Below are 13,122 nucleotides of genomic sequence, written 5' to 3' on the forward strand. Positions count from 1 at the left end.
CGCTAACGCTCTTGCCGCAAAAACAGCCGCTGCACCGTCTGCATGGTCAGCTCGCGGTGGGCGGGGTCGGCGCTGCGCAGTTCGGCCAAAGCGCCGTGCAGCATCTTTTGGGTCAGGCCTTTGGCCAAGGCATCCAGCACCGCCTCGGGGTCGTCACCTTTGGCCAGCAGTTTTCGGGCGCGGGCCACTTCGGCCTCACGCCAAGCATCGGCCTGGGTTTGCAATTGCTGAATCAGGGGCACCACATCGCGTTGGCCCAGCCAGTGGCTGAAGCTTTGAACACCCGCGTCGATGATGACTTCGGCCTCGGCGACAGCGGCTTGGCGCTGCGCCTGACCCGCTTGCACCACGCTGGCCAGATCGTCCACGGTGTAGAGGTAAACGTCCTCCAGCGCCTTGACTTCTGGCTCGATGTCGCGCGGCACCGCCAGATCGACCATGAACATGGGGCGGTGTTTGCGTTTTTTCAGTGCCCGCTCGACAGCACCCAAGCCGATCAAGGGCAGGGTGCTGGCGGTGCAGCTGATGACGGCATCAAATTCGTGCAAACGGTCGGGAAGGTCGGCCAAGCGCATGACTTCGGCACCAAAGCGGCTGGCGAGTTTTTCGCCGCGCTCTAGGCTGCGGTTGGCAATCGCCATGGCTTTTGGCTGTTTGGCGGCAAAGTGAGTCACCACCAGCTCGATCATCTCGCCCGCGCCAACAAACAGCACCTTGATGTCTTTGAGGTCTTCAAACAGCTGGCTGGCCAAGCGCACCGAGGCTGCGGCCATGCTGATCGAGTGGGCCCCGATTTCGGTGGCTGTGCGCACTTCTTTGGCCACGGCAAAGCTGCGCTGAAACAACTGGTTGAGCGTGCTGCCTAAGGCACCGGCCTGTTCGGCAGCGCGCACCGCGTCTTTGAGTTGGCCCAAGATTTGCGCTTCGCCCAGCACCATCGAGTCGAGCCCGCTGGCCACCCGAAAAGCGTGCCGGGCGGCCTCGTTGCCTTCGAGCAAGTAAGTGTGTGATTGGAGTTCTTGTGTCGAGACACCACCGGCTTCAGCCAACCAGCGCAAGGTGTCGGCGGTGGCCGCGTGGTCGGCGGCGCAGTAAATTTCGGTGCGGTTGCAGGTAGACAAAATCGCCGCTTCGGGCGTTTGGTCCAGGTTCAAGGCCAAATTGGTCCGCAAACCCTGCAAAGTGGGGGCCAGTTGGTCCAAGGCGAAGGCAAACCGGCCGCGCAGATCCAGCGGCGCAGTGGTGTGATTCAAGCCCAGAGTCCAAACTGCCATGCGCCGATTATAGAAACCCCCTCGTGGCGACGGTTAGACATCCAGCACGAGGGTGCTTTGGGTGCACAATTGTTGGCGCGCTGCGCGCCCATCTACTCTGTTCATCAACCGTTCAAGACCCATGACCGTCTGGCAATTGATCCTGCATTTGTTCAATTTTGTGTTGCCCGCGCTGGCCATGGCGCTGCTGATGCCTTGGGCTGGGCGTTGGGTGATGGGTGTTGGCGGGCGACGGCGACAGCACATGCTGTGGCATTTTTTGGTCGGGGTCGGTGTGTTGACGCTGGGCCTTGTTTTGCAAGGCAACGACGGCACCATGGCCACCTACGCCGCCCTGGTGCTGGCGGCCGCGACTTTGGAGTGGGTTTTGCTTAGGGCTTGGACACAGCGCAACAACTCGTAACGCACAGCATGGCCGTGCGTTTTTGATTGCATTGCTCCGTTTCAAATCAAGCGCTGCTGCAAGGACGCCTCACCCAGTGGCCGCAGCCTTGCATAGTCCAGCAGCTCTGCCAGCCGTGCACCTTTGCCCTGCCACTCGTACACCACAGTCTCGCCCAGCAGCACGTAATGCCAAGGCGGACCGCCGCGCTGTTCTTCGCTCAGGTTGTTGATGCGTTCACACCACGCCAGCGCGGCTTTCAGTTTGCGTTGCACGTTGGGGTGGATGGTTTGTTCTTGGCCTTTGGTTTCGACCAAGTAAACCGCGCCAGCGGTGCGTACCAAAAAGTCGGGTGAATAGAAGGCGGGCAAGCCATCGTCTTTCACGTAGCGCAGGCGGGCAAAGGTGTGGCGGTTTTCGCTGATCTTGCAAAACGCCAGCACTTGTGTGTCGGCTTGTGCCCAGTGGATGAAGGCGCGTTCCAGCCCGCCGTTGCGGCTGGGCCAGCCCAGCCGGGTGTAGACGCACTTGGACACTTCCAGCGACGCACTCTCGCGCACCATGAGCTTGGGCACTTCGCTCAAATAGCGCAGGTGCACTTCGGTTTGACCTGTGGTGTGCTTTTCTTCCGATTCAAGCAAGCCGACGGCAAACACCTTGGTGATGTGGTCCACCACGGGTTGCAACAGCAGCAAGCGCCAGTTTTCATCTTCCAGCGGGTTGAAGGTGCCTGCAAACAGTTGCGTCCAGACGTAGTCGTCAATCCAGCCCGTTAGCTCGGCGGTGTTCACTTGCAGATAGGGCTTGGCCAGGTGCGTGGCGATCTTGTTGCCTTTGGGCAGTGGCTCACTCAGCGCCTGGCTGATGCGCCGCGTCAGGCGTGACAGGTAATCGTTGTAGCCGCTCACGTTCATCACCGCGCCGTCCACCCGGTAGTCGCCAAACAGCGTGGCGCTTTGCAGGTCTTGCGAGACAAAGGTGTCACCCTTGCCCAGCATGCCCTTGAGCTGGTCCGCCGTCATGGCCGTGAAGGCGGGCAAGGTGGTCACGTCGATCTGGTTGTGGTCGCGCAGTTCGTCGGCCTCTTGCAGGATGAACGGGATGCCGAAATCAAAGGCTTCAAAGTCTTCGCGCAGTTCAGCCGCGATCACGTCGCCTGTGGCCGAGCTGCCGTCACCGTCGTCATCGCCTGTGGTGCCCGCCAGGCCTTCGTTGATCAGATCGTCATAGAAAGACTGAAACGCAGGGTGCTCCACGATGGACAGCACATCGAGCAAGCTGCCGGGTTCTTTGCTGGCCTCGATCAGTTCGCGGTTTTCGCGTTTGATGTCGTTGTATTCCGCGTCGCGCCACATCAGGCGCAGGCCGCGCCCGATGGTTTGCTCCAGCAGAATCTGCGCTTGGCTGGAGCGCAGCGGCACGATGACGCAGATGTTGTTCACGTCAAAGCCTTCGCGCAGCATCAACACGCTCACGATCACACGCGGGGTGGCGTGGTGGTCCACGCTGAACAGGCGCTCCCGCACAGGTGCCCAGTCCTTTTCACCCAGCTCGGCCTTTTTGCCCGAGTCGATGGTCATCACCTCGTCTTCGCTCAAGCCTTCCTGGTCACGCAAGAATTCGGCCACCAGCGGTGACACGGTGGTGTCTTCGCAAACCACCAGCATCTTGGGGTGGCGGTGCGGGTCGATAGCCGCAAAATCTTTTTCCAGCTTACGCAACTTGGCCAAGCCTGCCCTCAGCATCACGCGTTGGCCTTCGCTCAGAGCCGGGTTGCCCGATTCATCGCGCTCGGCCTTGAACTCCAGCGGCAATGCGCCGATTTCCTTGCGGCGGTCTAGCACCAGCGACTTGACCAACCCGGCACGCATGGCGCTTTTCAGGTCGAAGTCGGTCACGATGTGAGGAAAGTACACCTTGCGCTTGTTCTTGCCAGAGCCCACGTCGTTGTAGGGCGTGGCCGAAAAGTCCACCTGCACAAAGCGGCGGCCCTTAGTCAGGGCAATGCGGCTCAGGCTCTTTTGCCATTCCACCTCAGTGGTCTCACCCTCGCGCTTGAACTCGTGGATGTGGTGTGCCTCGTCGTTGAACACCATCAGCTCGGGCAGTTGCGCCAAAAACTCCAGCACATTGCCACGTGCATAGCGGCGGTCCAGCACGTCCAGGCTGTTGCCCGTGGCGCGTCCGGGCGTCAGCGGCAGCACCTGGGCCACCACGTCTTGAGGGTCCAGCGGTGCGCCCAATGTTTCGACTTCTTCAATGTCCTCGGTCACATCGCCTTCGGCCAGCAGGTGCCAATTGGTGATGGCGATCATGCCGTTGCCCGTGGCTTTGAGGGCAATCTCGTTTTTGCTGCACACGTTGCCGCGCACAAAGGCAAACACCGATTCGCGGTGCGCCTCGGGGATGAACAGGTCAGAAAATTTGGCCATGTCCGAGCTGGCAAAGTCACGCGAGCCATTGCCACCAGCAACCAGCTTGCCGCAAAACGCATCGAGCAAACGCTCATAAACAATCAAGCCCGGTGCCACCACCATGAACTGGCGTGTAAATCGCGGGTCGTCGATCCCTTCGACCAGAGCGGCGGTTTTGTTGAGCAGTTGCCAAATCATCAGCGCTTGCAACACCCATGTCTTGCCCGTGCCGGTGGCCATCTTCAAGCAGTACTTGGGGTGGCCGTGTTTGTCGGCAGAAACTTCGTTCAAACGTGTCCCCGTCAGCAGCGCATCGGGTGCGGCGGCGCGGTACAAGTCCAGCAGCGTCCAGCGGTCAAGGCCAGCGCCCAGCACCTCGTGCGCCACGATGGCGTTCAAAATGGCCTGCTTTTGTCCAGCATGGAAGTTCAATCCGCCACGGGCCATCACCATGTCTTCGCCAAACCACCAGGCCAGCAAATCGGCAGTAGTGGGTGTGACCAGTTCCAAAATGTCTGCCGCGCCCGATTCCAGTCCCAGGCAGAGCTGATTGGTTTTGGCTGTAAGGCCTGCGGCCAGAGCCAGTTGGTCATCGGCTTTGTGGATGGCTGTGCTCATGCGGCCTCCACAGTGGCCACCACTTCGGCTTCAAAGCCAAACACATCGACCACACGCACGCACACCTTGCGAGCCCCAGCTTTTGACGGAACGGTCACTTGCGCCTGCGTGACCACGCGCAGCACATCGGCATCGTTGGCGGTGTTGCCCCGGTAGTCTTGCCAGACCGAGCGGAACACCTTGCCGTCGTAGTCCGGGTCCACCGCCCAATATTCGATCAGGGCCAGCGGCTCCTTGTTGGCTACTTGTTGCAAGGCTTGGCGGTTGGCGTCGTCTAGGTTGATCGCCTCGGGCGACAGCAACACGTAGTTCTTGAGCTTGACCGTAAGTGTTTCGGTCGGGGGTGCATCGCCTGCACTGGCTGACACTTGACGCGTGATCGGCTCGATGGTCAGGTATTGCAGTGACGAGAAACGCACTTGACCACGCAGCTTGTCGATGCCGCCTTTCTTCTTGAGGCGGTCCATCAGGTCCGGCGGGATGACCAGCACTTCGAGGCGGCTGTCATTGAGCGCGGTGATGGTTTCGCCAATCGAGGGCTCAAAGTTCCAGCCCAGAACCACCACGCGGTCCCAACCCCCCATGAGGTTGTCGCGCTGCGCGATGGCCTTTTTGAGTGTGGCCATGCCGGTGAGCTTGTTCGGCGAGTCGGCCAGCACCAGGGTTTTGCTGCCACGTCCAGCGCCGAGTGCCATGCCCGCAATTTGTCCCAAATTGCGCTGCGGGTTCACATCGGGTGGCAGGGGCAGGGCACCGTAGAGCGACAACACAATTTGTGACAAATCACCGATGCGGAAATCGCGGCCTAAAGTGGCTTTGGCTGCTTCGACTTGGTAGTCGCCAATGGCCTGGTAAAGGAAGGGCTTGGCCTCTTGGTCGATCAGGCGTTTGCGCATGATCATGCATGCAGGTTTGCCGAGGTCTGTAGTGATCCAGCGGCGGCCTAGTTTTTCTGCGACAGCTGCTGTTGTGCCAGAGCCACCAAAAATATCCAATACGACGCCATTCAGTGGGCTTGATGCGAGGATCACTCTTTCAAGAAGGGGTTCAGGTTTTTGTGTTGCGTAGCCGGATCGTTCGCCTGCATCGGATTGAATTGATTGAATATCCGACCAGACGTTTTCTGGCACTTTTCCTTCATCAAGGTAATAGCGGTAAAGTTTTTTCTTTCCTGTGCCCCATTTTTCTACATATTCCCGACCGTCTTCATCCACACCCATTCGGCCGCCATAGTTCTTGCCCGATTTGTCCTGCTTATGGGGAGTGAATGGCATTCGTACAGCTTTGCCATCAAAAAAGCGATCTGAACTTTTGGTGTAAACAAACATCAAGTCGTGTTTTTTGGCAAAACCCTCGGTTGATTTGCCGCCTTGGCTGTAATGCCAAACAATTTCGTTGTCGAAATGTTTTTTCCCAAAAATTTCATCAAGCAGTATCTTTACGTAATGCCCTACATGCCAATCAAGATGTACGTAAATAGAACCGGAATCAGCAAGCATTTCGCGCAGAAGGATCAAGCGCGGGGTGATCATGGCCAAGTACGAGGCGGTGCCGTCGCTCCAAGTGTCTGAATAGGCGAATTGCTCGATGACGGTGGGCTTTTGTTCGATCTCTACACCCGGTAGGGTGACCTTGGTGCGGTAGTCGGCCTTGGAGTCAAAAGGCGGATCGATGTAGATCAAGTCCACTTTGCCGCGCAGGCTGGGCGTGTTCTCGTCCCCCGCCAGCAAGGCCGCCATGGCCAGCAGGTTGTCGCCATAAATCAGCCGATTGGCCCAAGGCGCTTCGGGCGTGGCGCCTAACGTGGCTTGTGTGTTTTCGATCAGGCTGGCTTGCCCCGGTGCAAACACCTCGCGCTGGCTGGTCCTGTTTTGCTGGGTGACCCAGTCTTGCGCAGCGGTGTCGCGGGCTGGCAGCACCACTTCACGGGTTTGCAGCCCCACGCGGTGGCGGCTCTCGATGCCTTCCAGGATTTTTTCAGCTTGTTTGCGGCCATTGGCCACGATGTCGGGGAGTTGTTCGAGGAGGGACTTGGGCATGCAATGGACTCAATAAGCTGTTGATTCAGTTTTCAACTGATTGTTGTAATCATACTCAACAGCTTCTTGAAAAAAATCTCAAGTGGTTTGTAGCTTGCTTGAATGAATGAAAAAATTGAATTCACCGAGCGTTTGCGTGCAGCCATGATCCAAGCTGGCTACGTGGCCAGCCCTTCGGTTTTGGAGCATGAGTTCAATTTGCGTTGGCCAGGCAAGTCGATCAGCAATCAGGCAGCGTGGGGATGGCTGAACAACCGGTCGATCCCAATGCAAGACAAGATGCTGGTTTTGGCTGAGTGGCTGAAGATAGAACCAGATGTTTTACGATTTGGCGATGCCGTGCGTTTGTCAGTACAGCAGCACAAAAAACGATGGGACGAGGGGGCTGGCTACGTGGAGCGTGAAACCTTCGACGCTTTTTTGCAGCTCCCCGCTGCGCAACGCAAGATCATTCGTGAAGTGATCCTGACGTTTGCCAAGGCGAATTCAGTGGACAACACTGTTGTCAAAAACTAAACAATAGTGGGCGAACGGATGACTAGCTGTCGCCAGTTCAAAGGGCTTAGTCGGCTTTCACCTGTAATCAACTGATTTTCGTTGATTTCTATATCACTCGGTGGCACACTTTGGCTGATGCGCCGCGTCTTCAAAACCCGCCAATTTTCCAAATGGATGCGCAAAACCGACCTGTCAGATGACCTTTTGTGTCTGGCTGAGCGAGAGATGGTGAGTGGTTTGGTCGATGCCGATCTGGGTGGCGATGTGCTTAAAAAGCGCGTGGCTTTGCCCGGTCGCGGCAAGCGCGGGGGGCATCCGCACGTTGGTGGCCACGCACAGAGCTGGAGGCATTGCAGTGGCTGGCGGAACAACTTCTTGGCTTGACGGGCCCACAGCTGGAAGGTGGCTTGCAGGACGGTTCATTACAGGAAATTTGCCATGAGCACTAAAGCTAAATCCCCATCCAAACCACAAGTCGCTAGCCGTGTGCTGGGCACGGTGTACGAAACAGCGGCGGACCTGGATCGTTTGGGCTTTATTGACAAGCGCAAGATGCAAAAGGTCGAGGCGCTGTGCATGGAGCCGATTGCGCCCTATGACAGCGCCCAAATCCGAGCCTTGCGTGAGCAGCACAATTTGAGCCAGACGGTGATGGCTTCGGTGTTAAACACCAGTGCCTCCACCGTGCGCAAATGGGAGATTGGCGAAAAGCACCCCAGCGGCCCATCGCTCAAATTGTTGAATTTGCTGGATCGCAAGGGGCTGGATGCTTTGTTGTGAGAGGGGTCAAGCCCTGATCAAAGACTCGGCCCAATCCACCCGGTCAGTGATGATGCCGTCTGTGCCCAGGGCCAGCAGGTGCTGGGCGGCATCGAGGTCATTGACGGTGTAGCTCAGGCAGCGCAGGCCTGCGCCGTGCACTTGGGCCACGGTGACGGCGTCCCACAGGGCGTAGTTGGCCACCACGGCCATGCAGTCCAGCTCAAGAGCTTTCTCAAACCAGCCTTGCCACAGCGTGTCCACCAGCAAGCCTCTTGGCAGCAGGGGGGCGACTGCTTGGGCTGCGGCCAAGGCCTCGGGTTGGAACGAGGTCAAAAGCGGCGGCACTCTGGCCCCTTGCCAGAGCCTGGCAGCCAGACGGGCCACGGCTTCGCCTGTGGCTGTTTCGGTGCCCGGGGTGGGTTTGATCTCGATGTTCAGGTGGTGGCCATGGGCCAGGCAAAACCCGGCCAGCGCTTCAAGCGTGGGCAAAGGTTCGCCCGCATAGCGGCGCGAATGCCAGCTGCCCGCATCAAGCTGCGACAGCGCTTGCCAGCTTTGTTTGCCCCCGATGCCTTGGCCGTTGGTGGTGCGTTCCAGTGTGGCGTCGTGCATCAGGAATACCACACCGTCGGCGCTGAGCTTGGCGTCGCATTCGAACATGCGAAAGCCGTGCGTTGCGCCCAATTCAAACGCGGCCAGGGTGTTTTCGGGAGCGAGTTTGCCAGCGCCTCGGTGGGCGATCCAGCGCGGGTAGGGCCAGTGTGTCATGGGCAGTTCAGGCGATGCGTTTTTGGGTCTGGGCGTCAAACCAGTGCACCCTGTCGGCGCGGGGCGTGGCCCAAAAGCTTTGGCCTAGTTGCGGTGGCGCAACCGATTCGTCCAGTCGCAGGGTGAGGGTTTCATCACCCAAACGGGCGTGCACTAGGCGCTCTGCACCGAGCAGTTCCACCGTGTCGGCGGTCAATGACCATCCACCCACGTTTTGAACGGGTGTGATGTCCAGGTGCTCGGGCCGAATGCCCAAAATGCGATTTTCGGCGGTGCCTGGGGCGTGCCGTAGCAAGTTCATGGGCGGCGAGCCGATGAAGCTGGCCACAAAGGTGCTGGCTGGTCGGTTGTAGACCTCTTCGGGCGTGCCAAATTGCTCCATGTGACCGCCGTTCATCACGATCATGCGTTGGGCCAGCGTCATGGCTTCGACTTGGTCGTGCGTCACGAACAGGCTGGTGATGCTTAAGTTGCGGTGCAGCTTTTGAATTTCCAGTCGGGTCTGTGCACGCAGTTTGGCGTCGAGGTTGGACAGCGGCTCGTCAAACAAAAATACCTGCGGCTGGCGCACGATGGCGCGGCCCATGGCCACGCGCTGGCGCTGGCCACCCGACAATTCGCGTGGTTTGCGTTGTAACAGGTGCGAGAGTTCCAGAATGCCGGCGGCCTTGTCCACACGGGCCTTGATTTCTTCGATCGGCCGTTTGGCGATCTTCAGGCCATAGGCCATGTTGTCGAACACGCTCATGTGCGGATAAAGCGCGTAGTTCTGGAACACCATGGCAATGTCGCGCTCGGCAGGCTCGAGCTCGTTGACCACGCGTTCGCCGATTGAAATGGTGCCCCCCGAAATGTCTTCGAGGCCCGCCACCATGCGCAGCAAGGTGGATTTGCCACAGCCCGAAGGCCCGACGATGACCACAAATTCACCGTCGCTGATGCTGGCGCTCAGGTCGTGGATGACGGTGTTGGCCTTGGCACCCGTGCCATAGGTTTTGAGGATGTGGGAGAGGGTGATGGAAGCCATGATTTTTTTACTAATTTGACGAGGACAGAGCAGCGCTTCGCATGGGTCTGTCCTCGGGTTTTTAATTTGACGGGGACAGAGCAACGCTTCGCATGGGTCTGTCCCCGGCGTATTTATTTCTCCGTATCAACCAGGCCTTTGACGAACCATTTTTGCATCAGCACCACGACCAGTGCCGGTGGCAGCATGGCCAGGATGGCGGCGGCCATGACCACGTTCCATTCGGTCCAAGACTCGCCCGAAATCAGGCGCTTGATGCCCAGCACCACTGGGTACATGTCTTCGCTGGTGGTCACCAGCAGTGGCCACAGGTATTGGTTCCAGCCATAGATGAACTGGATGACAAACAGCGCCGCGATGTTGGTGGCCGACAGGGGCAGCAGCACATCCTTGAAAAAGCGCATCGGCCCGGCCCCGTCCATGCGGGCGGCCTCAACCAGCTCGTCAGGAATGGTCAGAAAAAATTGCCTGAATAAAAAAGTGGCTGTGGCCGAGGCGATCAGTGGCACCGTTAGCCCAGCAAAGCTGTTGAGCATGCCGATACCCGCCACCACCTCGTAAGTGGGGCTGATGCGCACCTCGACCGGCAGCATCAGGGTGACAAAGATCATCCAGAACACCAGATTGCGCAGCGGAAAGCGGAAATACACGATGGCAAAGGCCGACAGCAGCGAGATGGCGATCTTGCCAATCGCAATGCCAAGGGCGCTGATCAGGCTGATCTTCATCATGGGCCACATGGCGGGCAGCGGGCTGCCTTGCGAGTTGGGGCCACCAAAAAGTGTCAGGCGGTAGGTTTCCCAAAAGTGGCTGCCCGGCAGCAGCGACATGGGCACACTCTGGTTGATTTGTTGGGCTGTTTGGGTAGAGCCGACAAAAGTCAGGTACAGCGGAAAGGCCACGATGGCCACGCCGATGAGCAAGATGACATGCCGCAGAATCTGCAGGCCGGGGCGTCGTTCGATCATTTCAGTATTGAACTTTCTTCTCGACAAATTTGAACTGCAAGACGGTGAGGGCCACCACGATCACCATCAGCACCACCGACTGCGCCGCCGAGCTCCCCATGTCCAGGGCCTTGAAGCCGTCGTAATACACCTTGTAAACCAGAATAGCCGTGTCCTTGCCCGGCCCGCCGTGGGTGGTGGCATCCACGATGGCGAAGGTGTCAAAGAAGGCGTAAACGATGTTGATCACCAGCAAAAAGAAGGTGGTGGGCGACAAAAGCGGGAACACGATGGTCCAGAACCGTCGCCAAGGGCTGGCCCCGTCAATGGCCGCCGCTTCGATGAGTGATTTGGGAATGGATTGCAAACCCGCCAGAAAAAACAGAAAGTTGTAGGAGATCTGCTTCCAGACCGCAGCCATCACGATGAGTGCCATGGCGTGGTTGGGGTTGAGCAGGTGGTTCCACTCGATGCCGATGGACCGCAGCGCATAGCCCACCACGCCCATGGGCGAAGCAAACATGAAAAGCCACAACACGCCAGCCACTACCGGGGCCACCGCATAGGGCCAGATCAGCAGTGTTTTGTACAGGCCCGCGCCACGCCCGACACGGTCTGCCATCACGGCCAACAGCAACGACACCGATAAGCCCATGACGGCCACCAAAAGTGAAAACACGGCGGTGGTTTTAAACGATTCCAGATAGCCGCTGTCGTGCCAGAGTCGGGAGAAGTTCTCCATGCCCACAAATTCTCGGGATGCGCCAAAGGCATCTTCTTGCAACACGCTTTGGTAAAGCGCTTGCCCGGCGGGCCAGAAAAAGAACACCAAAACGATGCTCAGCTGCGGCGCAATCAGCAGCCACGGCAGCCATCGGGATTTGAAACGGACGCGTTTTTCCATACATTCTTTGCAAAACCGGGGTGTGAAGTGTCAATCCATAATGTGCAAAAGCAGAGGCGCTGCCTCTGCTTTTTTCATGTGCTGACCACTCCGGATGCCGGAAGGGACATTATTTGTTGGCTTTTTCGAAGCGTTCGAGCTGTTCGTTGCCGCGCTTGATGGCCATGTCCAGGGCTTCCTTGGTGCCCTTTTTGCCGCTCCACACCCCTTCGAGTTCCTCGTCAATGATGGTGCGGATTTGCACAAAGTTGCCCAGACGCACGCCACGCGACTTGTCGGTGGTCTTGCGGATCATCTGCGTCACCGAAACGTCGGTGCCGGGGTTCTTTTTGTAGAAGCCAGCCTTCTCGGTCAACTCGAAAGAGGCCGTGGTGACAGGCAGGTAGCCCGTGCGCTGGTGGCTGGCCGCTGCCACATCGGCCTTGGACAGATGAGCAAAGAACTGGGCCACACCTTTGTATTCAGGCGCTTTCTTGCCGCTCATCACCCACAGGCTGGCACCGCCGATCACGGTGTTTTGCGGTGCGCCGTTCACATCAGGGTAATAAGGCAGGGTGCCGATGCCGTAGCCAAATTTGCCGTTGCGCACCACGCTGCCATACAGGGCCGAGGAGCCCGTGGCCATGGCGCATTCGCCTGAGACAAAGGTAGCGTCAGCTGCGTTGCCGCGGCCTTTGTAGACAAACAAGCCCTGCTTGGCCATGTTGGCCAGGTTGTCGATGTGGCGCACATGCAAGGGCGTGTTGAAGCTCAGACGTGCATCCATGCCGCGCATGCCGTTGCCCTTGGTGGCAAATTCGGTGTTGTGCCAGGCCGAGAAGCTTTCCAGCTGCGTCCAGCTGATCCAGCTGGTGGTGAAGGGGCACTTGTGGCCGCTGGCCTTGAGCTTGGCAGCAGCCAGCGCCACTTCAGGCCAGGTGGTGGGCGGCGTGTTGGGGTCCAGGCCCGCGGCCTTGAAGGCGTCCTTGTTGTAATGAAAGACAGGCGTGGAGCTGTTGAACGGGAAGCTCAGCATCTGACCGTTGGGCGCGGTGTAGTAACCGGCCACGGCGGGCACATAGGCGTTTTGGTCGAATTTCAGGCCGGCATCGGTCATGACCTTGCCCACTGGCACGATGGCGCCCTTGCTGGCCATCATGGTAGCGGTGCCCACTTCAAACACCTGCAGGATGTGCGGCGCATTGCCTGCGCGGTAAGCGGCAATCGCTGCGGTCATGGATTCGTCGTAGCTGCCTTTAAAGGTGGGTACGATTTTGTAGTCCTTTTGGCTGGCGTTGAAGTCCTTGGCCAGGTCGTTGACCCACTCGCCCAAGGCGCCACCCATGGAGTGCCACCACTGGATTTCGGTTTGGGCTTGGGCAGAAAGGCTGGCCAGGCTCAAGGCCAAAGCGGAAAGAGTCAGTTTGAGTTTCATGGCAATTCCTGAAGAAATGAGTTGTTTTGCTTAAAAAATAAGCAAATCCCAGCACGAGTGTGGCACTGGTTCATG

General features: G+C 58.4%; 12 protein-coding genes. 4 read left to right on the forward strand and 8 right to left on the reverse strand.

Annotation, left to right across the window (positions count from 1 at the left end):
- Positions 1–2: 2 nt before the first annotated feature.
- Entirely contained in the window at positions 3–1,274 is a 1,272-nt protein-coding gene (gene hemA / locus ACZ5RG_RS02195; protein WP_298602099.1) for a glutamyl-tRNA reductase, read from the reverse strand.
- Between the two features lie 121 nt (positions 1,275–1,395).
- On the opposite strand from hemA, the gene ACZ5RG_RS02200 reads away from it, so the two are divergent.
- A complete protein-coding gene (locus ACZ5RG_RS02200; RefSeq protein WP_464447668.1) occupies positions 1,396–1,677 on the forward strand; it encodes a hypothetical protein in 282 nt (93 codons plus the stop codon).
- A gap of 41 nt (positions 1,678–1,718) precedes the next feature.
- Here the strand turns inward: ACZ5RG_RS02200 and ACZ5RG_RS02205 are convergent, their stop codons facing one another.
- Both ACZ5RG_RS02205 and ACZ5RG_RS02210 read right to left on the reverse strand, forming a co-directional pair.
- Positions 1,719–4,688: a DEAD/DEAH box helicase gene (locus tag ACZ5RG_RS02205; protein ID WP_464447669.1), complete on the reverse strand. Its 2,970-nt coding sequence runs from the start codon at positions 4,686–4,688 to the stop codon at positions 1,719–1,721.
- On the reverse strand, positions 4,685–6,727 hold the full coding sequence (locus tag ACZ5RG_RS02210) for a site-specific DNA-methyltransferase (RefSeq protein ID WP_464447670.1): 2,043 nt from the start codon (positions 6,725–6,727) through the stop codon (positions 4,685–4,687). Before ACZ5RG_RS02210 ends, ACZ5RG_RS02205 begins: the two co-directional genes overlap by 4 nt.
- A 144-nt stretch (positions 6,728–6,871) precedes the next feature.
- On the opposite strand from ACZ5RG_RS02210, the gene ACZ5RG_RS02215 reads away from it, so the two are divergent.
- The 3 genes from ACZ5RG_RS02215 to ACZ5RG_RS02225 all read left to right on the forward strand — a co-directional run bounded on the left by ACZ5RG_RS02215 (position 6,872) and on the right by ACZ5RG_RS02225 (position 8,005).
- On the forward strand, positions 6,872–7,243 hold the full coding sequence (locus ACZ5RG_RS02215) for a transcriptional regulator (protein ID WP_464447671.1): 372 nt from the start codon (positions 6,872–6,874) through the stop codon (positions 7,241–7,243).
- 117 nt (positions 7,244–7,360) lie between these two features.
- The gene (locus ACZ5RG_RS02220; protein WP_464447672.1) at positions 7,361–7,609 is read left to right on the forward strand and encodes a type II toxin-antitoxin system RelE/ParE family toxin; all 249 of its coding nucleotides are present in this window, start codon (positions 7,361–7,363) and stop codon (positions 7,607–7,609) included.
- Between the two features lie 54 nt (positions 7,610–7,663).
- Positions 7,664–8,005 carry a helix-turn-helix domain-containing protein gene (locus tag ACZ5RG_RS02225; protein WP_464447673.1) on the forward strand — a complete coding sequence of 114 codons (342 nt, stop codon included), beginning with the start codon at positions 7,664–7,666 and terminating at the stop codon, positions 8,003–8,005.
- A gap of 6 nt (positions 8,006–8,011) precedes the next feature.
- On the opposite strand, the gene ugpQ is transcribed toward ACZ5RG_RS02225, so the two are convergent.
- The 5 genes from ugpQ to ugpB all read right to left on the reverse strand — a co-directional run bounded on the left by ugpQ (position 8,012) and on the right by ugpB (position 13,047).
- On the reverse strand, positions 8,012–8,755 hold the full coding sequence (gene ugpQ, locus ACZ5RG_RS02230; protein WP_464447674.1) for a glycerophosphodiester phosphodiesterase: 744 nt from the start codon (positions 8,753–8,755) through the stop codon (positions 8,012–8,014).
- Positions 8,756–8,762: 7 nt separating this feature from the next.
- Positions 8,763–9,782 (reverse strand): sn-glycerol-3-phosphate ABC transporter ATP-binding protein UgpC, encoded by a 1,020-nt coding sequence (ugpC, locus tag ACZ5RG_RS02235; RefSeq protein WP_464447675.1) that lies wholly within the window; start codon positions 9,780–9,782, stop codon positions 8,763–8,765.
- 113 nt (positions 9,783–9,895) lie between these two features.
- On the reverse strand, positions 9,896–10,750 hold the full coding sequence (gene ugpE, locus ACZ5RG_RS02240; protein WP_464447676.1) for a sn-glycerol-3-phosphate ABC transporter permease UgpE: 855 nt from the start codon (positions 10,748–10,750) through the stop codon (positions 9,896–9,898).
- A 1-nt stretch (position 10,751) separates the two neighbouring features.
- A complete protein-coding gene (gene ugpA, locus ACZ5RG_RS02245; RefSeq protein WP_298602085.1) occupies positions 10,752–11,633 on the reverse strand; it encodes a sn-glycerol-3-phosphate ABC transporter permease UgpA in 882 nt (293 codons plus the stop codon).
- Positions 11,634–11,742: 109 nt separating this feature from the next.
- Complete coding sequence (ugpB, locus tag ACZ5RG_RS02250; RefSeq protein ID WP_019430110.1) at positions 11,743–13,047, reverse strand: sn-glycerol-3-phosphate ABC transporter substrate-binding protein UgpB; 1,305 nt, start codon at positions 13,045–13,047, stop codon at positions 11,743–11,745.
- Positions 13,048–13,122: the final 75 nt, after the last annotated feature.

The sequence above is a fragment of the Limnohabitans sp. TEGF005 genome (genome assembly GCF_055394835.1).

Bases quoted from the DNA above. Each gene is read 5' to 3' on its own strand.
- ugpC (WP_464447675.1), bottom strand. From the start codon at position 9,782: ATGGCTTCCATCACCCTCTCCCACATCCTCAAAACCTATGGCACGGGT.
- ACZ5RG_RS02220 (WP_464447672.1), top strand. From the start codon at position 7,361: ATGCGCCGCGTCTTCAAAACCCGCCAATTTTCCAAATGGATGCGCAAA.
- ACZ5RG_RS02200 (WP_464447668.1), top strand. From the start codon at position 1,396: ATGACCGTCTGGCAATTGATCCTGCATTTGTTCAATTTTGTGTTGCCC.
- ugpB (WP_019430110.1), bottom strand. From the start codon at position 13,047: ATGAAACTCAAACTGACTCTTTCCGCTTTGGCCTTGAGCCTGGCCAGC.
- ACZ5RG_RS02210 (WP_464447670.1), bottom strand. From the start codon at position 6,727: ATGCCCAAGTCCCTCCTCGAACAACTCCCCGACATCGTGGCCAATGGC.
- ugpQ (WP_464447674.1), bottom strand. From the start codon at position 8,755: ATGACACACTGGCCCTACCCGCGCTGGATCGCCCACCGAGGCGCTGGC.
- ugpE (WP_464447676.1), bottom strand. From the start codon at position 10,750: ATGATCGAACGACGCCCCGGCCTGCAGATTCTGCGGCATGTCATCTTG.
- ACZ5RG_RS02205 (WP_464447669.1), bottom strand. From the start codon at position 4,688: ATGAGCACAGCCATCCACAAAGCCGATGACCAACTGGCTCTGGCCGCA.
- ACZ5RG_RS02215 (WP_464447671.1), top strand. From the start codon at position 6,872: ATGATCCAAGCTGGCTACGTGGCCAGCCCTTCGGTTTTGGAGCATGAG.
- hemA (WP_298602099.1), bottom strand. From the start codon at position 1,274: ATGGCAGTTTGGACTCTGGGCTTGAATCACACCACTGCGCCGCTGGAT.
- ugpA (WP_298602085.1), bottom strand. From the start codon at position 11,633: ATGGAAAAACGCGTCCGTTTCAAATCCCGATGGCTGCCGTGGCTGCTG.
- ACZ5RG_RS02225 (WP_464447673.1), top strand. From the start codon at position 7,664: ATGAGCACTAAAGCTAAATCCCCATCCAAACCACAAGTCGCTAGCCGT.